Raw genomic sequence first — 22,334 nt, forward strand, 5'->3', positions numbered from 1 at the left:
AATAGTGATCAAGTGTAAATAAGTACTACATATCCATGCTCGACTTAGTTTAAAATCCTCGGGGTCCTTGGAGAAGTAATAAATATGTTTGCAGTTTTTTCAGTAATTTTTGGTGCGATAGCCACGTTAGGTTATTTTTTTAATACGATTTTTTGGTTAATTCCGATTTTAATTTTTTCATTTTTAAAGTTGCTACCGATAAAAATATGGCAAGTGTTTATGTCTTATTTATTGGACGGTTGCGCCACTATGTGGATAACGATAAACAATGTGAATCAGAATATATTCTGCCGCACAAAATTTGAAGTGACAGGGTTAGAAGGAGTCAGCACTAAAGATTGGTATTTGGTTATTTCAAACCATAGATCTTGGGTTGATATTTTAGTGTTACAGCGGGTGTTTAATCGCAAAATTCCTTTTTTAAAATTTTTCCTTAAAAAAGAACTTATCTGGGTGCCATTTCTAGGCATGGCTTGGTGGGCGTTAGATTTTCCTTTTATGCATAGATATAGCAAGGCTCTAATTGCTAAACGTCCACACCTTAAGGGAAAAGATTTAGAAAATACTCGTAAGGCTTGCGAAAAATTTAAAACCAAACCTGTCAGTATTATGAATTTTGTTGAAGGCACGCGGTTAACAGAAGACAAACATAAACGTCAATCTGCACAATTTCAGCATTTATTAAAGCCTAAAGCGGGTGGTATAGCCTTTGTATTGGCAGCAATGGGCGATCAGTTACATAAACTTTTAGACGTGACAATTCACTACCCAGATGGTACCCCTTCTTATTGGGATTTTGTTTGTGGTAAGGTGCGTCGCATTCAAGTCCAAGTAAAAGTGTTGCCCATTTCTGAAATTATTGAAAGAGGTGACTTCGGACCTGATTATTTTACCGATCCGGCTCAACGAGTGAAGTTTCAACGCTGGTTAACTGCACTTTGGTTAGAAAAAGACCAAGATATTCAAACTATGCTCGCTGAAACTAAAAAAAAGATGTAGTCAGTGAGCTAAGTTGATTTTAAATGAGTCATTAAAACTCAAAAAGGACATATATAAGTGCTTACAAATAACGTAATACATGAACAATTGATATCCGGTTTGGCGGTTATTGGCATAACTACTGAGCCAGAAACCTTGACCTTTCAATTGGTTTCATTGGTTATTATTTTTATTTTATCTTGGGTGAGTTTAAAACTTTCAGGGTTATTTTTTAATGGAAAAATGACTTCCTTTGTAATGAAAAGTAAAAACGTATTTGATGATGAATTACATCAACATGGATTTTTTAAACGTTGTGGGCATATTTTTCCTGCATTGGTGATTTATTTACTGAGTGATGTATTGATCAACAATGAAGCTCTATTGGGCTTTTTACAAAAATCAGCAGTTGTGTATGTGTTGATTGTTGCTGTCACCGCTTGTAGTGCTTTGCTTAATGCAATAGAAGGCACCTATAATGCTTCAAATCTAGCGAAAAAAGCACCGATCACTGGATTTATTCAAGTTGGAAAATTATTTGTTGTGATAGTGGCAGGCTTGTTGGTTATCTCTAATTTATTAGATAAATCACCCTTATTGTTGTTATCAGGTTTAGGTGCAGTTACTGCCATTCTTTTATTGTTATTTAGAGACACAATATTAGGTTTTGTGGCTGGTATTCAAATTGCGGCGAACCGAATGGTGAATACAGGCGATTGGATTGAAATGCCCAAATACGGTGCCGACGGTGATGTATTAGCAGTAGGTCTCACCACAGTAAAAGTACAAAACTGGGATAAAACTATCTCGACCATTCCTACCTATGCCTTAATCACTGAGTCGGTGAAAAACTGGCGTGGCATGTCTGAGTCTGGCGGGCGCAGAATTAAACGGGCTATCTATCTCGATATTCAAAGCATTAAATTTTGTGATCAAGATATGTTGAATGAGTTTTCAAGTATTCGTTATATCAAAAGTTATATTGAGTCCAAGAAACAGGAGTTACAGGATTTTCATCAACAACAAAAAATTGATACCCAAGATCTAGTGAATAGCCGCAGATTAACTAATATCGGAACCTTGCGTGCTTATATGCAAGCCTACCTAAAAGCGCACACTAAGATTAATCAAGAGATGACCTTAATGGTTCGCCAACTACCTGCTACTGAGTTAGGTGTACCTTTAGAAGTGTATTGTTTTTGTTCTGATAAAGTGTGGACAAATTATGAAGCGATTCAAGGAGATATATTTGATCACTTTTTGGCAATGTTGCCAATTTTCAAATTGAGAGCCTATCAAAGAATTAGTGACAGGCCTCAATAAAAACTAATACCAATTTTTACGATTGATTGGTATGACTAGGCAGTGCAAAGGGCGTATAAAAATACTGCGAATACGGCTAAACCAGAAAGACCAAAAAAGCTGTATTCCACCTTGCTCTGTACTGAATTAGTACCAGCAGGTTGAGGTAAAGCGCCCATAATAATACTAGTCATGCCTAGTACAAAAAAGATTAAAGTCAGTCCAAATAAAATGGGTTCGTACCAATTACTCATAAATAAATTCCTGTAATTTTTCCAACTCCCTATATTATGCACCAAAAAAGTTGAAAACAGCATAGTCCAATCAATTTTTATTACTTATTTGCTTATTTTAATAGGTAAGATAAAGATAGAATCTGTTAAACATCCAATTCCTTAAGGCTAAAAATGCAAGTTGCTGTCATGGGCTGTGGTTGGTTAGGCCTTCCACTAGCAAAAATGTTAATCAAACAAAGTCATAATATTGTTGCTACTCGTCGCTCTGTTGCAGGAATAGATGAATTGTCTGAGTTGGGTATAAGTGGTGTTAAATTTGAATTAGGTTTAGACCTACAACAAACTCAGTTTGATCTTCTATTTACTAGCGATATCCTTTTTTTAAATATTCCCGTAGGCCGAAAATCAGTACAATCATTTGATTTTATCCGCGCCATAGAGTCGTTATTAATTCGTGCCCAGCAGAGCCAGATCAAACAGGTATTATTTGTTAGTAGTACCTCAATTTATGGCGATGAGAGCCGACAAGTCACTGAAAATAGCACGCCTAACCCCATTACTCATTCGGCTAATGTTAACTTTGCTGTAGAAAAGTTGGTAAGCAACTACTTTCCGAAAAACTTCAGTATATTAAGACTAGCTGGTTTGGTGGGCGAAACACGACACCCAGTTTATTTTTTGTCAGGTAAGACAGGTTTAACTCAACCTAAGCAAGTGGTGAATTTAGTTCACCAGCAAGATGTGCTCAAAGCAATCCAAAATATCTTAGATAAAGGTTTGTGGGGCAAAACCTTTATACTAAGTGCCACCGAGCACCCTAGTCGTGAGGAATACTACACTTGGGCTGCAGAAACCCTGAACTTACCAATACCCCAGTTTATTTCTCAAGAAAACAACGAAAAAGGCAAACAAATAGACGCCAGCGCGAGTTTAGCTAGGTTAGGTATAGAATTGACTTATACCAGCCCATATCAAATGTTGCAGAGAATTAGATAGTAATACCAATCCGTATTGATAATTGATCTCTCAGAATGCATCTAGCGGCTTTTGAACAAGGCGTCGGTATACTTCAGGCATCCTGCCTTTCGCTTAAGCCAGCGGAGCTGTTCAAAAATGTTCCAGACATTTTTGTGCAGGAATGGTTGTTCCCTTTCAAATACCGAGAACGCAGGACAAAAGCCGCTGGGGCATTCCTTACAGACAAGTTTTAAATGAACTTACTCTGCGTTGCTCGAACTCAAAAGAGCCCCACTATTCCTTCATTCCAGCGCCTTGATTAAGCTCTCGCTGAGTGTACACTTATCAATGCGGATTGGTATAAATAGTGGTTAGAAAAAGCAAAAGATCAAAGCTTGTCACATAGGTTAAGAAGGCTCAAGTCTCGTTAATGGGCTCACCACACTGTTACCGCCATGTTGTAAAATATGAGTATAAATTTGTGTGGTACGTAAATCAACATGGCCTAGCTGGTCTTGCACCGTACGAATATCTGCACCAGATCGGAGTAAGTGAGTCGCGACAAATTTGGCAGCTAAATGAATCGCTTTTTGAATTCCTGACTCATCGATATAATGACGGCGTAAAGAATTATCTTCAGGATCTTTAGATAACTGACGTGAGGCAAATATATATTGCCACGCTAATGAACGATTCGTTTTTTTTTATTTAAAGGGCGCTAATGATATCTCGATATAAAAACACTAGAGCATTGAGTGCCGATGCGACATCTAGCTCTAAAACTAAATGTGATAGAAAAAACTCAACTTCAGTATCTTGCATTAAATTTGGGTGTTTTTTTCTGATGAAAATGGATAAAGCTGCTGATCCATTTTAAGTAACTTTCAATGGTTCTTTTTGTATAACAGCAAGATCTTGGAATTTTTCCGGATATTCAAAGTGTTACACCTATAAGGAGAAATCGTGCTAGATATTTGGTATACATTCCCTGCCACGATGGGCGAAGACCAAGCTTGGATATCCTACAATCACGGTTATGGAGAGGTTGCAGAATCAGACCCTCGTCATAACGTTTTGAGAATCAAACTTCCGCTTAAAAACCCATCAGAAACAGGCATGCTAACAAATGAGGAGTATCTAAAATTGATGAAATGCTAGATGAAAAATTTTCCGAGGTTTGCGGAGTTTATGTTGGCCGCGTAACAGTTGATGGTCATCGTTTCTTTTATTTTTATCTAAACATAGAAGAAAAGCAGGCATCAGAAATAATTGCTGAGGTTACAGCCGAAACGTCATACCAAATGAAGTACGTGCACGAGAAAGATACTGACAAAAAATTCTATTGGGAGCAGCTTTATCCAACAGATGACGACTGGCAGGTAATTCAAGATTTGAAAGTTTTGGATTCACTGTCTGAAAACGGCGATATGAAAGATAAAGAGAGGGAAGTTATGCACTGGGCATATTTCCCAAATGACTCTTCATGCAATCATTTTGCTGCATGGGCCAAGTCAGAAAATTATGAATTACATTTTACCGGTAAAGACGAAGATAGCTCTGAGTGCTACACAAAATTTACTCATGTTGGAGCAATGCATCTTGGGAATATAACCAGCCATACGATTAAATTAGGCAGAAAAGCACGAGAGTTAGGTGGTCGGTATGACGGGTGGGAAACCAGTGTTCAGAAAAAGTAGGTGTAACAAAAACATCATGGTGGGAATTTTACTCGCTGAAAAAGCGCTCCTAAAATCCCCATATGTTAAGCATTATATGCCTGTAATTAAAAAATCGAGTGCTCCGATAATTTCATTTCGAAAAGTACTCAGGTCGTTTACTTCGTGTTTTAATATTTTAATGGGCACGCTTGTCATTTGGTGAGTAAGGATCACAAAGTCACCTTCCTCTATATGCACAATAGGACATAAATGAGTTGGGGCTTTTGTATCTAGTAACTTTAACGGAGTTAAAGGAATTACAATTCTAGACTCAAGTCCACTCAATAAGTCTGACTGTACATCAATTAGATATGGGTATGCTTTGGATGACGATTTATCATTATTCGCATATAGTGAAAATTGAGGCATTAAAACTTCCTATATGAATCAGAAAATAAGCCAAACTTTTCAGTTAATTTATTACAACCATTGACTGCATCACTATTGTTTTCAATCCACTCTTCTCTTAATTTTATATTTACAGCTTGCTCTAAAGCCTTTTCCATCGTTGCTGATAAGTTAATATTTAGTCTTTTAGCTTCTGCTAATAATTCACTATTTAAACTCAAGTTAGCAGCCTTTTTAGCTGATTGCTGTGTATGTAGGTTTCTCATGTCATCACTCCTGCGCATATCTTATGCGTGTAATTTTAGTGTACGAATGGGTATGTAACAAGTTAATTATGAAAAGGACATAATTGACTTGGCTTATGCTCTACGTCACATAAAGTTTAGCTCAAGTATTTTGAGCCTCATATTAAGGTGTTAATATCCGTTGTTCGTGGAACATCAGGTATGTGTGCGAAGCACATGTTTTGGATTTTGTCGCGACTCAAAGATCGCTATTTTTTATTCAAAACTCAATAGGACAATTGGCATGCGACCGCCAAGGATGGCGGAAGGTAGAATAACGCAGGACGCAGTTATCGAGATAGCTAATTGAGTGGTCTTTTGTCGGGAACAAATCAGCACGACCTATTGAGTTTATAAAAATAGAAATAGAGCTTGGTCTGAGTGCGGCTTTTACAAAATACGTCCTGTACTTTGCCCTACGGGCCATCTTGCAAATGTTCAAAATGGTTCCCGACCATTTTGTCTGGTTACTATTTCTTGGCTGTTGACTAAATTTAAGGGATAAATTTAGAACGCACTTTAGTGCGGCCCGAAGGGTGAAATACAGGGATGTATTTCATAGCATGAGTAACTGGTGCGGTAGGGATGCCGAATCAAAACCGCAATGGACTGCGGTAAGCGCAGCGCATAAGTACCTACCCAATCAAGGCTGCACCAAAGTATTTCAAAGCCACAGTATTGATGAACACCAATAACAATATGACAGGTATAAAGGTGCCGACTGAAAAATTAACATATCGTTCAAACCAACTATTTTCGTAGCTAGGAGAACCATTATCTAACTCCTTATTAAATTCGGCTTTTTTCCAGCGATATATAACAAATACACAAATTAAAAATCCGTTGAGTGGCAAAATTGTGTCGTAAAAAACATCGATGATTACATCAAAAAATGACTTTTGCTGCTCTGCATAACTTACAAAGTTGGTTAATAAATCTGTTATACCAAACGATGTTGCGGCCATCATAGACATAAGTACCAGTAAAACTCCTAGTAAAGATAAGGCTTTACGACGGCTGTATTTCTTTTCTTCCATCAATGCCGAAACAGGTACCTCAAAGATTGACACCATAGAGGTGATGGCGGCAAAAAAGACCAAAATGAAAAATAAGCTGGCAACTATACTTGCACCTATGTAACCAATATCTGCTTGTAAGGCTAAGAATATTTTAGGTAAGAAGGTAAAGATCATTCCAACCGAAGAATCACTTAAAGTACTGGTGTCTATATTCGGATTAAAAGAAAACACTGCAGGGAGTATCACTAAACCTGCAATAAAAGCCACAGCCGTATCTAATAAGGCGACCATTTTCGCTGAGCCTGGTACGTCACTCTTCTTATCTAAATAGGAGCCATAGGTGATCATGATACCCATACCTAATGACAAAGAGAAAAAGGCTTGTGACAGCGCCGCACTTACTACAGAGGCTGTAATCTTACTGAAATCAGGAATGATATAATACTTAACCCCAGCAAAGGCATTGTCTAAGGTCAGCACGAAAACGACTAAGCCTAATAACATAATAAACAAAGCTGGCATCATCACCTTAGCCGCTTTTTCAATCCCTTGCTTTACACCACCTTGCAAAATTAAATATACAATAGCTAACACAGCCAACATGTAATAAAACAAGTTGTAGTTATTAATAAAACTACCAAACGTTGCAGGGTTGGCGAGCATGGTTAAATTACCAGTAACTGTTTGAAATAAGTAACCAAATATCCAAACGGTAATCACCAAATAAAAAACTGCAATCATAAAAGGGGTGATAATAGATAACCATCCGGCTAGTTTCCAAGGGCCGTGGTTATTACTCATAGTAGAGTAAGCTCCGAGTGGGTCTTTACGACTATGTCGGCCTACAGACATTTCGGCTAACATCACAGGCAAACAAATAAATGCGACAAAAATCGCGTAAATTAATAAAAAGGCTCCCCCGCCATTTTTGGTTGCAGCGACGGGAAATCCAACCATATTGCCAATACCCACAGCAGACCCTGCAGCGGCTAATATAAACCCTAAGCGTGAACCAAATTGCTCGCGAGACGAACTCATATATTATCCTGTATTATTTTTATAATTGTTGGCAATGTTAACAGCAGACAAATAAAAAGTCTTTTACTATGCAAGGGGGAGTAGCTGACTTTTTTAGGATTTTGTTTTTAATTTTTGACTCATGGGCTAGTTCGACGGTATAACCGCAACTAGAATTAATTACATCAATTTAAGAGGTCTTTATGCAAAATTTACAGATAGCCACTTTGGCAGGCGGGTGCTTTTGGTGTATTGAATCAGCATTTAATAGTGTCGATGGTGTGATTTCAGCCTTCTCAGGTTATGCCGGCGGAAATGTCGATAACCCTTCTTACGAACAAATATGTAGCGGCACTACAGGGCATGCTGAGGTAGTCCAAGTAACTTTTGATGCTTTGCAAATTAGTTATAGAGATGTGTTGGAGATTTTTTTCGCCTTACACAACCCTACTCAGTTAAATAGACAAGGTAATGATGTAGGCAGTCAATATCGTAGTGCTATTTTTTATCATAATCCTGAACAAAAAGAGATTGCCCAGCAATTATTGAAAGAGATTAGTGAAGAAGAAATTTGGCCTGATCCTGTGGTCACCGAGTTAGTTGAAATTAATAACTATTATCAGGCAGAGGATTACCATCAAGATTATTTTTCAAATAATCCACAAAATCAATATTGCCATATGGTTGTTGCCCCTAAGCTGGCTAAATTTAAGCAAAAATTTGCCAGTCGATTAAAACACTCATCTTAAAGGGCACATAAAAAAAGAGAGTTTATTCAAACCAAGATTGTTGAATGGCTAGACTAAACAAAAGAGGAGAAAATCTTTGATAGTTTCTTTTGTTTTGTGGGCAACTAATATTATTTAAATACACTGCTTTCCAAGGGTCGTTGATAAGCCATAAAGTGTCTTTTATGATCGCGACCCCTTCAATTGAGGTGTTGTCCATTTCTTCAAATCTTTGGCATACCCCTGTGCCATTGATTATTTCCGCATAAAAATTGATAGGCACTATGCGTGCGTCTTTTTTACCTGCTAAATCAATGATCCATAAGGTTTCATCATTTCTGGCCGCTGCGATTAAAAATTCTTTACCTGTAGGGGTTTGATAAAAATCCATACCGTTAATTGGGTGATTACCACCTTTAAAAATTGGTAGTTTAACCATCACTTCGGACACCGCCGCAAAGTCATCGGTTTGCCAAAATGTTTCATCAAGCTGCAATGAAAAAATACGCGCTTTTTTGGCCGAATCTTTTTCTATACCTAGATAAAGTGTACGGTTTTTACCAAAAGTTAAAGCTTCGATACCATCATTAGGGAAGTTGCCAACTGCCATCTTGTCGTTAAACTGGATTGGTCGTATATGGGTAATTAATACTTTTGTGGAAGATTCAACTTCTAGTCTAATTAAGAGGCGAGGGTAGTCAGTTGAGCCGGTTTTTTTATATTTTTTCTGGCACATTTCTGACATGGGAGACGCGCTGGTTGCGTCTTCAGACGTCATATAAAAAATGGTATCTTTATCGGGATCTTTGGCTAATGACTCTAAATCAGGATTGTCGCTTACATAGTCGGCAAAACAACTATCTAAGGCACTAGCTGATAGCTGCATTTTCATATCAGGGCCAACTAAGGTGGCATTCTTAGGATCAACGGTTCTTAATTTTAATCGTTGAGAAGGGTCGGCACTTCTATCACTTAACATGACCAGTTTATCGCGCCAAGTTGTCAATCCTGAAGGCTGAGGATCTAAAGTTATCTCACCATTTTTTTCTTTAACCCAATGGCCGTAGCTTTTTTTTATTTGATTGCTTTGGTCTAATTGTTTGCTTGGTTCGCAACTCATCAATGAGCCAAACAGCAAAGCTAATGGAAGGAGTAATTTCATATGTGATCCATTCTATATGAGAGAGCACTAACTGGCTGACGGATACTCTTTATAAGATCAGTATTGTGTAGGGTCAAGGTATTAATTTTAATATTACTTTTCTGTGTAAAATAATGCACAAATCGCCTTGTGTTGTAAATTAAGTGTTAAAATTTAGGCTGTTATTTGACGCTAGTATGAAAGTCATAATCACTTTATTATTAGATACTTGAGTAGCAGAAATAAATATAGATATGAATAATGTTTGTACTTCTGCAAAACCACATATGACCTTGGGATGCTATGACCAACACAATAAAAATTGGTTTGTTTTACGGTTCAACCACCTGTTACACAGAAATGGCCGCTGAAAAAATTGAGAGTAAACTTAATCAACTTATGGGTTATCAAGGTATTGAGTTATTTAATATTAAAGACACGCCTTTGATTCATGCTGAAAACTTCGACAAATTAATCTTTGGTATTTCCACTTGGGATTTTGGTGAATTACAAGAAGATTGGCAATCTACTTGGCAGGATATAGCGAGGTTAACCTTAGTGAATAAAACCGTTGCTATATTTGGTTTGGGCGATCAACTTGGTTATGCCGATTGGTTTCAAGATGCGGTAGGTATGTTGCATGACGAACTTTTGCTACTTGGCTGTGATTTTGTTGGATATTGGCCAAATGAAGACTACGACTTTAAACATTCAAAAGCCTTAACAGAAGATAAAGAGTTTTTTGTCGGTTTAAGTTTAGATGATGAAAATCAATACGATTTAACGGATCAGCGAATAGAACAGTGGTGTGAACAAATTTTTGCCGAAATGACTGATTAATAGTGACTTCAGTGTCGACATCTCCAGTCTCTAGAATTCATCAACCTTATTATCGAAATGGTCCATCGCATAGAGATGGGGCAGACGTTAGTTTTCAAGACATTGTGAAAATTTTTGGCTTTCGCTCTGTGACTATTGGTAAATGGGTTACTGTTAGTGAGCAACAAATAGCGGCTAATTTATTTTTTGATGCCTTATTTGACTTAATGGATATTTTAGCCGTACCTAGTCCTGTTATTTCGTTAAATTCTAGTTTGTCTTTGGCTTTTGGTAGTGGAGGCCAAAAACATAGCAGTGCCCACTATGACTCGAAGAAAAAAACATTAGCTTTAGCCAAAAATGCAGGTGGGGGGGCACTAGCCCATGAGTGGCTTCATGCCTTTGACCATTACATCAGTGACAAAATGTTTACTGGTGTAAAAACTCATGAGTTTGCTTCTGTTTGCTGGTTACGAGATAAAGAATTGATCAAACATCCGTTAAATACTCAATTGAGTCAATGTTTTGAAGCCATTTTTTTAGGTTCAGAAAAAAGCCAAGCCAGTGAATTTGTGCAGCAAAGTGCCAAGGCGGATAAAATCCTTAAAGCTTATTATTATGCCCAACCTCAAGAACTTGCCGCTAGAGCTTTCGAAGCGACAATTCAAGACCACCTTAGAAAAAATGCGTTTTTGGTACAAGGCACCAAACAAAGTCCTGAAGCTAAATTAGGTATTTATCCTGTAGGGCAGCAAAGAAATCTAATCAGTCAGTGTTTTTTTAGTTATTTTGCTTTATTGGGTAGGGCTATAAAGGGTTAAAATCTAGTTTATCTAAATTAAATTGCAATTTTATGTAGATAAACTACGTTTATTGGTGCAAGAATTGTTCAAGTCTAGTACTCTGATGAACATATTATGTATTCAGATAATTCTATTGATGCTAAATAATGTAAATTATTAGCCTTTAATAGCAATTTTCACATTATATTCGAACCGGTGAATTCGACTATAATTTTTTATTTCACCAACAATAATGAGTAAAGAAAATGAGTAAAGGTACAGTTAAGTGGTTCAACGCAGATAAAGGTTTCGGATTTATTACACCTGAAGACGGCGGCAAAGATTTGTTCGTACATCATTCAGAAATCCAAGCTGGTGGCGGTTATGCAACTTTGACCGACGGTCAAGCTGTAGAATTTGAAGTAGGCCAAGGCCAAAAAGGTCCTTGTGCAAATAAAGTTGTTCCTGCTTAAGCAGTAATAAGCTAAAACCTAAGGTAATTTACCTTAGGTTAGACCAAGGTAAATTGCTGCTGTATAGCTTCAGTTTACCGGGGTTTCGTTAAATATGTTTTATAACCATTCGGTTCACCTTCGTTTTCCAACTTCCAATTAGTGATTCAAATTTTTGCAAACTCTCAATCAGCTAAAATCCGGCGCCTTGAAGGGTGTAAAACGTCTATCTTTATCTGACCAACTGAAATCCTTCCCTTTAGAAATTTTGTCTTTAGCTGATTCATTAGAAATCCTAGATTTATCCAATAATCAATTGTCATCCTTACCTGACGAGTTGATACAATTAAAAAAATTAAAAATAATTTTTGCATCAAATAATCAATTTAAGATTTTACCTGAGGTTTTAGGCCAGTGTGAAAACCTTGAAATGGTGGGGTTTAAAGCCAATCGAATTAAACAGGTTCCGGCCAATTCATTACCGCAAAAATTACGTTGGTTGATATTAACTGACAATCAAATTGAAACCTTGCCTGACGCATTAGGCGGGCGGATTAACTTGCAAAAATTAGCTTTGGCGGGAAATAAACTCACAACTCTGCCAAAGTCTATGGCGCAGTTACATAATTTAGAACTGGTACGTATTTCTGCCAATCAGCTAACTGAATGCCCAGATCAACTTTTAGGATTACCTAAACTGGCATGGTTGGCTTTTTCTGGTAACCCTTTTAGCCAAGCAGACGTAAATATGCAGTCTGTTCCAGAGATCACTTCCTCGAGTTTTACATTACAGCAAGTGTTGGGTCAAGGCGCTTCTGGGGTGATATCTAAAGGTACTTGGTTAGATAATGAGTTGAACTTGCCCGAGGCGATGGCAGTAAAAGTTTTCAAAGGCGAGGTTACCACTGATGGTTATCCAGAGGATGAGCTGAATGCATGTTTAAAAGTGGGTAATCATATCAACTTAGTGAAGCCTTTAGCTCAGGTGAAAGAACCTGAGTATTTAGCCTTGATCATGGAGCTTATTCCTGACCACTATCAAAATTTAGGCTTACCACCGTCTTTCGATACCTGCACCCGAGACACCTTTCCTGCTGGCTTTAGTTTGCCTATCGAAAAAGTAAATAAAATAGTTAAACAAATGCAACAAGTGTTCGAACATATGCATAACAAGCGGGTGTGTCATGGAGACTTATATGCTCACAATACCTTATTCGATGAGCAAGCCAATATACTGTTTGGTGATTTTGGTGCGGCGTCTATGTACCATATGTTGAATGATGCCCAGCAAAAACAAGTCAAACAGATTGAACAAAGAGCTTTGAGATATTTTTTGTTAGATCTGCTTAGTGTGTGTGACCAGCAAGATAAGTCGACTGATGACTATCAGCAACTATTAAAGCTAACTCAATAGTTGCTCATGTTTTTACGATTATCATTTATCATTATAAATTGTCGCCAGTTTAACTATTGCTTTTTTAGCTAGCGGTGTCAGTTCGTTTAAATCTTGTTGTGTATACTCAATAATTTGTTTTTTCATCGACAAGGCCCAGAATTTTTTCAGGTGATTACAGATTAATTCAACTGATTCTGATTCTGTTTGATGGCTGTTGTTGTTAGCTATTTGATTAACCATTTTGACTAATTGTTCGGTTGACATATTGTTTCTTCATTTTCGATGATTGGACTGTAATGTACATGTCTGCCTGCTCTGGCAAATCCGACAAGTGTTAATTGACTTTGCCTAGCGAGATTAACGGCAAATGCTGTTGGGGCAGACACTGATACCAGTAAGCCCACCCCCACACTTGCAACTTTTTGTACCATTTCATAACTTGCGCGGCTTGATACCAGCACAAATCCTTGGTTAAAATCTGTGTTGCTCTTGGCTAATGCGCCGAGTAATTTGTCTAGGGCATTGTGTCGACCCACATCTTCTTTAGCCAATAAAATTTGTCCTGATAAATCACACCAGGCTGCGCCGTGACAAGCGCCAGTTAATTGTTGTAATGGCTGAAATTGATGTAATTGCTTAACGGCCAACTGAATGGCTAAATCATTTACCTTAATATTGTTGACTAAAGTTTGTACCGGTCGAATAGCTTGTTGCAAGGATTCGGCACCACATAGTCCACAACCTGTTCTGCCGGTAAGATTACGCCTTACTTGTTTCAGTTGGTTCATACGCCTAGCTGTGATCGTCATCAACACCTCTATGCCATTAGATTGTAGGACAATTTCTAGATCCAATAACTCTGTGGCACTTTGCAATATACCTTCGGTCAGGCTAAAACCTAAAGCAAAGTCTGCCAAATCTTGAGGAGTGGCCATCATCACTACATGAGAAATCCCGTTATACACAAGTGCAATAGGGACTTCTTCAATCAAGTGATCTGGCGCGTCAGTAATAACACCTTCACGCCACTGAGATACAGCAAAACTTGTGTAGCCTGTTGAATCAACTACAGACATTTATTTTACTGCATCTTTATGCTGAGAATTGTCATTGTCAATTCCTTGTTCTAATAGGTTGATCTGTTTTTTATGGAAATCAACAAACTCTTTTTGCCACACTGAAGGTTGGCTGACTTTTTCTAATTGTACCGCAGTGACTTTATATTCAGGACAGTTGGTTGCCCAGTCTGAATTGTCTGTGGTGATAACGTTTGCGCCACTATGAGGGTGATGAAAAGTTGTATACACCACGCCAGGTTGCATTCTGTCATTAATACAAGCGCGTAATACTGTATGCCCAGCTCGACTTGTGATACCTAACCAATCGTCTTGTTTGATACCTCTTAACTCTGCATCGCTAGGGTGAAGTTCAAGTTTATCTTCATCATGCCAAGCTTGGTTGTCGGTACGACGGGTTTGGGCGCCCACATTGTACTGAGATAAAATCCGTCCAGTGGTTAACAATAAAGGAAAACGTCTACTGGCTTTTTCTTCGGTAGCTAGGTACTGGGTAATCGCAAAATTACCTTTGCCGATTGGGAAGTCGACTTCATGCATGGTAGGTGTGCCATCAGGATATTGCTCGTTACATGGCCATTGAATACTGCCTTGCTCCTCGAGTTTTTGATAACTTACGCCGCTAAACGATGGGGTTAAGCTGGCAATTTCATCCATAATTTCAGATGGGTGTTGGTAGTTCATTGGATAACCTAAAGCATTGGCTAAGTCTACCGTCACCTCCCAGTCTTCTTTACCACCAAGCGCAGGCATGACTTTGCGTACTCGGTTGATGCGGCGTTCAGCATTAGTGAAGGTGCCATTTTTTTCTAAAAATGTTGAACCGGGTAGCAGGACGTGAGCAAACTTCGCGGTTTCGTTTAAGAATATGTCTTGCACGATTAAGCAGTCTAAAGACTTGAGAGCTTTTTCCACATGATGTGTATTGGGATCTGATTGGGCAATGTCTTCTCCTTGTACATACATAGCTTTGAACTTGCCAGCAATGGCCGCATCGAACATATTAGGAATGCGTAGTCCAGGTTCGTGATCTAATTCCACTCCCCACACTTTCTCAAAATGTCCTCGGGCAATGTCATCAGATACATGTTGATAGCCTGGTAATTCATGGGGGAAAGAGCCCATATCGCAAGAGCCTTGTACGTTGTTCTGGCCTCTTAGTGGATTAACACCTACACCTTCGCGACCAATGTTACCCGTGGCTAAGGCTAGGTTAGCAATCCCCATTACCATAGTAGAGCCCTGGCTGTGTTCAGTTACTCCTAAGCCGTAATAAATTGCGCCGTTTCCTGCTTTGGCATACTCTCGCGCTGCTCGACGAATATCTTCTGCTGGCACGCCAGTGACACTTTGCATTGCTTCCGGTGAATTTTTCTCTTCTAAAATAAAGGTTTGCCATTTTTTAAAGGCAATGTCATCACAACGCTCATCGATAAATGTTTGGTCATGCAATTTTTCTTGCATGATAGTGTGCGCAAGAGCATTAACCAAAGCGACATTAGTACCTGGACGAAGTGGTAAATGAATGGCATTTGTTAGATGTGGGGTATTTAATAAATCAATTTTCCGTGGATCGGCAACAATTAATTTTGCCCCTTCTCTAAGACGTTTTCTCAGCATAGAGCCAAACACTGGATGTGCGTCAGTAGGGTTGGCTCCGATAACTAATATACAATCACTGTGTTTAACTGAATCGAAGGTTTGTGTGCCAGCAGATTCGCCTAAAGTGGTTTTTAAGCCGTACCCTGTTGGGCTATGACAAACGCGAGCGCAGGTATCGGTATTGTTATTGCCAAAGGCGGCGCGTATTAATTTTTGAACTAGATAGGTTTCTTCATTGGTACAACGAGAAGAAGTAATCCCCCCTATGCTTTGTTTACCGTATTTCTCTTGGGTAGCACGTAGTTTTTTAGCCGAAAACTCAATGGCTTCTTGCCAGCTGACTTTGCGCCAAGGCTGATGAATATCATCGCGGATCATGGGGTCAACAATTCTATCTTTATGAGTAGCGTAACCAAAGGCAAAACGACCTTTTACACAAGAATGACCTTGGTTAGCTTGGCCACCTTTGTAAGGCACCATACGAACCACTTTGTCACCTTTCATCTCAGCTTTGAATGAGCAACCTACACCACAATAAGCGCAAGTAGTGACCACGCTGTGTTCGGGTTGGCCCATATCAACAACCGTGTTTTCGATTAACGTTGAAGTAGGGCAGGCTTGTACGCAAGCGCCACAAGACACACAGTCAGATTCTAAAAATGAACCATTTTGCCCTGCAGCAATTTTTGAATCAAATCCTCTGCCTTCTACCGTTAAGGCAAACGTACCTTGTACTTCTTCACATGCTCGTACACAACGAGAGCAAACAATACATTTGCTAGGATCATAGGTGAAATAAGGGTTACTGGTGTCTTTTTCAGCTTGTAAGTGGTTTTCACCTTCAAAGCCATAACGTACTTCACGTAAGCCCACAGCTCCAGCTACGTCTTGTAATTCACAGTCGCCATTCGCTGGGCAAGTTAAACAATCTAATGGGTGATCAGAAATATACAATTCCATGATATTTCTGCGCAGTTTAGCTAAAGATTCTGTTTGCGTGCTGACACGCATGTTTTCGGCCACGGGTGTGGTACAAGACGCGGGATAACCTCTGCGACCTTCAATCTGCACAGTACACATACGACAAGAGCCAAAGGCTTCTAAATTATCTGAGGCACACAGTTTGGGTATGTTAATCCCGGCTAAAGCTGCAGCTCGTAATACTGAGGTACCTTCTGGTACTGCTATATCAGTGCCATCGATATTCAAGGAGAGCATGGTGCTAGATTGGCTGGCAGGCGTGCCGTAATCTTTATCAAAATCTATTGTTTTTGGATCGAAAATCTCAACCATTATTGTTCTCCTGCTTGTTTGGTGATGGCGGCATCTACATTTTCAGCAAAGTGTTTAAAGGCACTTTGTACAGGAAAGGGAGTCATGCCGCCCATGGCACATAAAGAACCGTGGATCATGGTTTCGCATAAATCCTCCAATAATTCGATATTTTGTTCTGTGTTATCACCAGCTCGAATTTTATCAATCACTTCTACACCTCGAACTGACCCTATTCGACATGGCGTGCATTTACCGCAGGATTCAGCTACGCAGAATTCCATAGAAAAACGCGCTTGTTCTAACATGTCTACTGTGTCATCAAACACTACTATGCTGCCATGACCCAACACTGCTTGAATAGCTGAAAATGATTCATAGTCTAAGGGGGTATCCCATTGCTCTTCGGGTAAATAAGCGCCTAACGGGCCACCTACTTGAATGGCATGCATAGGTTTACCCGTAAAGGTACCGCCGGCAAATTCATTGAGTAATTCTCTTAAGGTCAAACCAAATGCGAGTTCAATTAGTCCACCTTGATTGACGTTGCCAGCCAATTGGAAGGGCAATGTGCCTTTGGAACGGCCCATGCCATAGTTAGCATAACTGCTGCCGCCTTCGGCTAAAATATAGGGAATAGCAGCTAAAGATAAAACATTATTAATCACAGTAGGGCGACCGAATAAACCTTCGATAGCAGGTAGTGGTGGTTTAAAGCGTACTAGGCCTCGTTTACCTTCTAAACTTTCAAGCAATGAGGTTTCTTCACCACAAATGTAAGCCCCGGCGCCAAGACGTACTTCTAGGTGAAAGGTTTTACCACCGGATAAAATATCGTCGCCTAAATAGCCATGGGCATAAGCATTTTCGATAGCTTGATTGAGAATCGCGTGAGCCACGGGATATTCTGAACGTAGATAGATATACCCTTGATTTGCGCCTACTGCTAACCCGGCAATGATCATACCTTCAATTAACATAAAGGGGTCAGCTTCCATTACTAGGCGATCAGCAAAAGAGCCTGAATCACCTTCGTCAGCATTACAGACTATGTATTTTTGCTCTGCTGGGCAGTCATGCACAGTTTGCCATTTTATACCGGTAGGAAAGGCTGCGCCTCCACGGCCTCTAAGCCCTGAAGATGTCACTTCATCAATAGTGGCTTGGGAGCTGAGCGTTAAGGCTTTTTGTAAACCTTTAAAACCGTCGTATTGTAAATAATCAGTTATGTTGACTGGATCGATAATACCGGCTCTAGCAAAAGTTAATCTTTGTTGTTTGGCTAAATAGGGAATATTTTCGGTTTGTCCTAAACATAGGGGGTGGTTAGGTTTACCCAGATAAAATTCGGCATCGAATAATGATGATATGTCTGACTCAGTCACTGGACCATAAGCTATTCGGCCATTTTTTGTGGCGACTTCAATCAGCGGCTCTAGCCAAAACATACCACGGGAGCCATTACGAATAACGTTTAGGTCTAGCTGGCGATTTTTAGCTTCTGCTCGGATCAAGGCAGAGATTCTATGGGCACCTGCCGCTAGGGCTGAGGTATCTCTTGGAATAAAAACTGTAAAGCTCATTATGATAACTCCACTATATAAGTGGTTTTTTGCTCGAGTAGTTGATCAAATTTAGTGTTCGATACTCGGGCAAAAATTTCGTCATTGATTTGTATATTTGGGCCGTTTGAACAATTGCCTAAACAATAAACAGGTTCTAAGGTAAATTCTTGATCTGTTGTTGTGCCGTGGTAATCAAGATTAAGTGATGACTTTGCATGTTTTTCTAATTCTCTTGCCCCCCTTGCTTGGCACGCTTCAGCTCGGCACAGTTGAATAACATGATTGCCTGGCTTAGAAGTACGAAAATGATGATAAAAACTAATCACACCATGAATTTCGGCGCTGGTCTGATTAAGTGCTGAGGCTATAATTGGCACCGAATCTTTGGGAATGTAACCTTGAGAATCCTGAATAGCATGCAAAATTGGTAATAGTGCACCAGGCATCCCCCGTAAAGAGTCGATAATATCCTTTACTGCTTGTGGATCCCAACTTGAAACGTCACTCATAATCTTTGGCCTTACAACAACTGTTAATCACTTGAATATATGCATTTAAATGCATATATTGTTGGCTGAATAGTATTTTAAGCTAAAATAACATGTATGCAGCAGATACCAAATATGTACAAAAATGCATATTAAAAAATTAAATATTAAACCCAATTGGACCTTCACTGACGAACAAGGTAATGAATTGTCTCCAGTGTTGTTTCATTTATTGGCTGAAATAAAACATTCGAATAAATTAACCACCGCCGCTCTTAGTGTAGGTATTTCCTATCGTTCTGCTTGGAATTTAATTCAAAAATCTTCGCAACTGTTTGGCATGCCTTTAGTGGAATTACAAAAAGGTCGTGGAGCTAAACTCTCATTGTTGGGTGATAAATTACTTTGGTCCAAACATAGAGTCTCAGCTAGATTAGGTCCACAGTTAGATAATTTAACCTCAGAATTAAATAAAGAAATTCAACGGATTTTAGTGGATGTAAAACCGGCTCTACGTATTCATGCTAGTCATGGTTATGCTGTCGCCTTATTAGCCGATTACAGTGAAGATTTGCCGCTAGATTTACAATATAAAAGTATAGAGGAAGCTTTATCCTCTCTGGCTAGAGGGAATTGTGATCTTGCTGCTTTTGATGTGCCAATTTCAGCTCTGAGTGAAGGGATGAAAAGTTTGTTTCGTGTTTATTTGAAAACAAATGAGCATAAAATTATTAGCTTTGTCACCCGTCAACAAGGTTTGATGCTGCAACCCAATAATCCTAAAGGTATTTATGGCATAACCGATTTAACGCAAGAAGATGTTAAATTTATTAATCGCCAAAAAGAATCAGGTACTCGTGCTTTATTGGATGAGTTATTACGCACAGCACAAATAAGTCATTCAGATATTAATGGCTTTGCAGATGAAGAATATACACATTCGGCTGTTGCTGCTTTTATTGCTTCGGGCATGGCAGATGTCGGTTTGGGTATTGAAGCGGCGGCTAGGCATTTTGGTTTAGACTTTATACCTTTAGTGTCTGAGCATTATTTAATGGTTTGTAAAAATAAAACCTTGGATCTACCGCAAACAAAACAACTAATAGATGTGATGAAAAGTAGCAAATTTGAGGAGGAATTGACTGAATTACCAGGTTACCTGCCAAATAATTGCGGAGAAATAAAGGAACTTAAACAACTATTAGCTTGGTTTTAAACCAGTAAAATAAAGGGGTGAAGGGGTTTGTATATAGCTCAACCTGAAATTCAGATAGGATAATTTTCAAAACCTACTGGATTATTAGCGCTATTTACGGCAGTCTATGAGGTACATTGATAAGTAATTAAATTGAGTGTTTTATTAAGTTAAGGTTAATTAATTGATGCTCTGAGAAGAAACTGTCTTTATACTAGGCAGATTCGTTTTAACCCAATTGGCGATTTTTAATAATGAAAAGAAAAAAGCACGGCTCTGCCGACGACGAAGCAACCATTGATATGACACCCATGTTGGACATAGTGTTCATCATGCTTATCTTCTTTATTGTAACTACCTCTTTTGTTAAAGAGAAAGGTTTGGAAGTTAATCGTCCTAAAGATTCTAAAACACCACCGCCTCCTACTAACGTTAAATCGTTAGCTATTCGTGTTAACGAAGACGGTACGATTGTAGTGAATGGACGTGAAGTAGATATTCGCCGAGTTGAAGCAAATATTCAAAGTTTCTTGGCTGAAAATGCTCAAGAATCGGCTGCAGTACAAGCTCATCCTAAAGCTAAACATGGTGATGTAACTGAAGTTATCAATGAAGTGAAAAAAGCAGGTATTAAAAACGTATCTGTATTAGTTGGTAAATAACTAACTTCAAGTCATACAAAAGCGCCGTGTTCTTTATGAACACGGCGTTTTTTATTGTCTATAGAAATGTATTACTAGCTAGTAAATTTTATTCGATATCTAGTGGTTCTGGAGACAGAATAATACCTGTACGATCAGCATATAAATGATCTTCTGGTAAAAATGTCACTCCACCAAAATTTACTGCAACATCTACTTCGCCGGAACCTTGGTCATCTGCACCGACGGGGATTGAAGCAATGGCATGGATACCTATATTAATTTCTTCTAGGTCGTCTACTTCTCTAACACTGCCATAACAAACTATGCCTTCCCAGCCATTATCAAATGCCAGCTGAGCGGTATAAGCATCGACTAAAGCGCAGCGCATGGAACCGCCACCATCGATTAGTAATATTTTCCCCAAACCAGGTTGTTCTAATGTTTTTAGGATCAGGCCTTTGTCTTCAAAACACTTTATGGTGGTAATTTCTCCGCCATATGAAGGACTGCCACCAAAACTGACAAACATGGGCTCGACCACGTCAACACTGTCAGCAAATATATCGCAAAGAGTAGAAGTATTGTAATCCATGTCTTTTCCTTAGGAGGTTTAAGGTTAGCTAACGTCAATAGAATATGAACTTGCTGCCAGTGTAATACTATTTTTGCCAAAGATCAGGTTCTATTTTTGATGGTAAATTTAGCTACCGTTTGTCATGAAATTTTCGCGGAAATGTCACCTTTCATTCATACAGCAAGCCTAAACTAAAATCTGATTTATCCATAAGGCAGGTGTTATGAAAACAATAGCGCAAAGTGATAAAGCTTTATTTTATTGGATGTTCAATCTGATGGCTAAGCGAGATTGTAGTTGGATAAAGTGGGTGTCTAAAACCGGGGATGGCCAGTTATATCTTGTAATTGGAGTGCTACTTTGGTGGTTAGAGCCTGAACATGGTGCACTATTTTTGTCTGCAGGTTTATTGGCTTATACCTTAGAAATTCCTGTATATATTTTTTTAAAAAGAGCATTAAAACGGCAACGTCCATGTGATAGTGCGACTAACTTTAATGCTCATATTACCCCTTCTGACAAGTTCAGTTTGCCGTCTGGACATACTGCTGCGGCATTTTTAATGGCATCGCTGGTGAGTAGTTTTTATCCTAACTTAGCGTTAGTCGCGTATTTATGGGCAAGTTGTATTGGCATATCTAGGGTATTACTTGGTGTCCATTACCCTGGAGATATATTGGCTGGTGCTGCCTTAGGAATGGGAATCTCCGTTGTCAGTTTATCTATATTTTAAGGACGTGT

At 38.9% G+C, this 22,334-nt stretch carries 24 protein-coding genes and 2 pseudogenes; 13 read left to right on the forward strand and 13 right to left on the reverse strand.

Translation table 11 applies throughout. The features are described 5' to 3' along the window. Nucleotides 1–84 precede the first annotated feature (84 nt). Together GQR87_RS00605 and GQR87_RS00610 are read left to right on the forward strand one after the other, a co-directional pair. Nucleotides 85–999 (forward strand): acyltransferase, encoded by a 915-nt coding sequence (locus tag GQR87_RS00605; protein WP_158965529.1) that lies wholly within the window; start codon nt 85–87, stop codon nt 997–999. A 57-nt stretch (nt 1,000–1,056) separates the two neighbouring features. Continuing rightward, the gene (locus GQR87_RS00610; protein ID WP_158965531.1) at nt 1,057–2,301 is read left to right on the forward strand and encodes a mechanosensitive ion channel domain-containing protein; all 1,245 of its coding nucleotides are present in this window, start codon (nt 1,057–1,059) and stop codon (nt 2,299–2,301) included. Between the two features lie 35 nt (nt 2,302–2,336). Here GQR87_RS00610 and GQR87_RS00615 read toward each other — a convergent pair whose 3' ends face one another. Further along, complete coding sequence (locus GQR87_RS00615) at nt 2,337–2,534, reverse strand: hypothetical protein (protein WP_158965533.1); 198 nt, start codon at nt 2,532–2,534, stop codon at nt 2,337–2,339. A gap of 153 nt (nt 2,535–2,687) precedes the next feature. On the opposite strand from GQR87_RS00615, the gene GQR87_RS00620 reads away from it, so the two are divergent. Beyond that, nucleotides 2,688–3,512, forward strand: a complete 825-nt coding sequence (locus GQR87_RS00620) for an SDR family NAD(P)-dependent oxidoreductase (RefSeq protein WP_158965535.1) — start codon at nt 2,688–2,690, stop codon at nt 3,510–3,512. Between the two features lie 368 nt (nt 3,513–3,880). On the opposite strand, the pseudogene GQR87_RS22605 reads toward GQR87_RS00620, so the two are convergent. Beyond that, nucleotides 3,881–4,168: pseudogene (locus GQR87_RS22605) on the reverse strand (tyrosine-type recombinase/integrase); the annotation flags it as partial. Between the two features lie 113 nt (nt 4,169–4,281). Further along, complete coding sequence (locus GQR87_RS22610) at nt 4,282–4,407, reverse strand: phage integrase N-terminal SAM-like domain-containing protein (RefSeq protein WP_370459627.1); 126 nt, start codon at nt 4,405–4,407, stop codon at nt 4,282–4,284. Between the two features lie 62 nt (nt 4,408–4,469). Here GQR87_RS22610 and GQR87_RS22270 point away from each other — a divergent pair. Further along, nucleotides 4,470–4,771 (forward strand): annotated as a pseudogene (locus GQR87_RS22270) (DUF695 domain-containing protein); the annotation flags it as partial. Between the two features lie 3 nt (nt 4,772–4,774). Beyond that, nucleotides 4,775–5,170 carry a ribonuclease E inhibitor RraB gene (locus GQR87_RS22275; RefSeq protein ID WP_255456467.1) on the forward strand — a complete coding sequence of 132 codons (396 nt, stop codon included), beginning with the start codon at nt 4,775–4,777 and terminating at the stop codon, nt 5,168–5,170. 72 nt (nt 5,171–5,242) lie between these two features. On the opposite strand, the gene GQR87_RS00640 is transcribed toward GQR87_RS22275, so the two are convergent. The 3 genes from GQR87_RS00640 to GQR87_RS00650 all read right to left on the reverse strand — a co-directional run bounded on the left by GQR87_RS00640 (nt 5,243) and on the right by GQR87_RS00650 (nt 7,880). Beyond that, complete coding sequence (locus GQR87_RS00640; RefSeq protein WP_158965541.1) at nt 5,243–5,560, reverse strand: CcdB family protein; 318 nt, start codon at nt 5,558–5,560, stop codon at nt 5,243–5,245. Further along, a complete protein-coding gene (locus tag GQR87_RS00645; protein WP_158965543.1) occupies nt 5,560–5,805 on the reverse strand; it encodes a type II toxin-antitoxin system CcdA family antitoxin in 246 nt (81 codons plus the stop codon). The genes GQR87_RS00640 and GQR87_RS00645 overlap by 1 nt, the downstream gene beginning before the upstream one ends. Before the next feature lie 653 nt (nt 5,806–6,458). Then, the gene (locus GQR87_RS00650) at nt 6,459–7,880 is read right to left on the reverse strand and encodes a sodium-dependent transporter (protein ID WP_158965545.1); all 1,422 of its coding nucleotides are present in this window, start codon (nt 7,878–7,880) and stop codon (nt 6,459–6,461) included. A 182-nt stretch (nt 7,881–8,062) separates the two neighbouring features. Here GQR87_RS00650 and msrA point away from each other — a divergent pair, with 182 nt between their 5' ends. Then, a complete protein-coding gene (msrA, locus tag GQR87_RS00655) occupies nt 8,063–8,608 on the forward strand; it encodes a peptide-methionine (S)-S-oxide reductase MsrA (protein ID WP_158965547.1) in 546 nt (181 codons plus the stop codon). 22 nt (nt 8,609–8,630) lie between these two features. Here msrA and GQR87_RS00660 read toward each other — a convergent pair whose 3' ends face one another. Then, entirely contained in the window at nt 8,631–9,749 is a 1,119-nt protein-coding gene (locus GQR87_RS00660) for a hypothetical protein (protein WP_158965549.1), read from the reverse strand. Nucleotides 9,750–10,031: 282 nt separating this feature from the next. On the opposite strand from GQR87_RS00660, the gene fldB reads away from it, so the two are divergent. From fldB to GQR87_RS00680, 4 genes are all read left to right on the forward strand, one after another. After that, nucleotides 10,032–10,568 carry a flavodoxin FldB gene (gene fldB, locus GQR87_RS00665; protein ID WP_158965551.1) on the forward strand — a complete coding sequence of 179 codons (537 nt, stop codon included), beginning with the start codon at nt 10,032–10,034 and terminating at the stop codon, nt 10,566–10,568. Between the two features lie 11 nt (nt 10,569–10,579). Beyond that, nucleotides 10,580–11,368: a CLCA_X family protein gene (locus GQR87_RS00670; protein ID WP_158965553.1), complete on the forward strand. Its 789-nt coding sequence runs from the start codon at nt 10,580–10,582 to the stop codon at nt 11,366–11,368. A gap of 227 nt (nt 11,369–11,595) precedes the next feature. Further along, the gene (locus tag GQR87_RS00675; protein ID WP_158965555.1) at nt 11,596–11,802 is read left to right on the forward strand and encodes a cold-shock protein; all 207 of its coding nucleotides are present in this window, start codon (nt 11,596–11,598) and stop codon (nt 11,800–11,802) included. A gap of 154 nt (nt 11,803–11,956) precedes the next feature. Further along, entirely contained in the window at nt 11,957–13,195 is a 1,239-nt protein-coding gene (locus GQR87_RS00680) for a leucine-rich repeat-containing protein kinase family protein (protein WP_158965557.1), read from the forward strand. A gap of 21 nt (nt 13,196–13,216) precedes the next feature. On the opposite strand, the gene GQR87_RS00685 is transcribed toward GQR87_RS00680, so the two are convergent. From GQR87_RS00685 to GQR87_RS00705, 5 genes are read right to left on the reverse strand one after another with little or no spacing between them, the layout of a single operon-like run. Continuing rightward, complete coding sequence (locus GQR87_RS00685) at nt 13,217–13,441, reverse strand: formate dehydrogenase subunit delta (RefSeq protein ID WP_158965559.1); 225 nt, start codon at nt 13,439–13,441, stop codon at nt 13,217–13,219. Beyond that, nucleotides 13,423–14,253, reverse strand: a complete 831-nt coding sequence (gene fdhD / locus GQR87_RS00690; protein ID WP_158965561.1) for a formate dehydrogenase accessory sulfurtransferase FdhD — start codon at nt 14,251–14,253, stop codon at nt 13,423–13,425. Before fdhD ends, GQR87_RS00685 begins: the two co-directional genes overlap by 19 nt. After that, complete coding sequence (gene fdhF / locus GQR87_RS00695; protein WP_158965563.1) at nt 14,254–17,148, reverse strand: formate dehydrogenase subunit alpha; 2,895 nt, start codon at nt 17,146–17,148, stop codon at nt 14,254–14,256. Then, on the reverse strand, nt 17,148–18,710 hold the full coding sequence (locus GQR87_RS00700; RefSeq protein ID WP_158965565.1) for an NADH-quinone oxidoreductase subunit NuoF: 1,563 nt from the start codon (nt 18,708–18,710) through the stop codon (nt 17,148–17,150). The genes fdhF and GQR87_RS00700 overlap by 1 nt, the downstream gene beginning before the upstream one ends. Next, nucleotides 18,710–19,201 carry a formate dehydrogenase subunit gamma gene (locus GQR87_RS00705; RefSeq protein ID WP_158965567.1) on the reverse strand — a complete coding sequence of 164 codons (492 nt, stop codon included), beginning with the start codon at nt 19,199–19,201 and terminating at the stop codon, nt 18,710–18,712. Before GQR87_RS00705 ends, GQR87_RS00700 begins: the two co-directional genes overlap by 1 nt. A 124-nt stretch (nt 19,202–19,325) precedes the next feature. Here GQR87_RS00705 and GQR87_RS00710 point away from each other — a divergent pair, with 124 nt between their 5' ends. Together GQR87_RS00710 and GQR87_RS00715 are read left to right on the forward strand one after the other, a co-directional pair. Further along, nucleotides 19,326–20,396 carry a substrate-binding domain-containing protein gene (locus GQR87_RS00710; protein WP_199271666.1) on the forward strand — a complete coding sequence of 357 codons (1,071 nt, stop codon included), beginning with the start codon at nt 19,326–19,328 and terminating at the stop codon, nt 20,394–20,396. Between the two features lie 233 nt (nt 20,397–20,629). Next, the gene (locus GQR87_RS00715; RefSeq protein WP_158965569.1) at nt 20,630–21,037 is read left to right on the forward strand and encodes a biopolymer transporter ExbD; all 408 of its coding nucleotides are present in this window, start codon (nt 20,630–20,632) and stop codon (nt 21,035–21,037) included. 88 nt (nt 21,038–21,125) lie between these two features. Here the strand turns inward: GQR87_RS00715 and rraA are convergent, their stop codons facing one another. Then, on the reverse strand, nt 21,126–21,611 hold the full coding sequence (rraA, locus tag GQR87_RS00720; protein ID WP_158965571.1) for a ribonuclease E activity regulator RraA: 486 nt from the start codon (nt 21,609–21,611) through the stop codon (nt 21,126–21,128). A 205-nt stretch (nt 21,612–21,816) separates the two neighbouring features. Between rraA and GQR87_RS00725 the strand changes: the two genes are divergently transcribed. Then, the gene (locus GQR87_RS00725) at nt 21,817–22,326 is read left to right on the forward strand and encodes a phosphatase PAP2 family protein (protein ID WP_158965573.1); all 510 of its coding nucleotides are present in this window, start codon (nt 21,817–21,819) and stop codon (nt 22,324–22,326) included. The last annotated feature ends 8 nt before the right edge of the window (nt 22,327–22,334 follow it).

This window comes from Paraglaciecola sp. L3A3 (genome assembly GCF_009796765.1).
Taxonomy (GTDB): domain Bacteria; phylum Pseudomonadota; class Gammaproteobacteria; order Enterobacterales; family Alteromonadaceae; genus Paraglaciecola.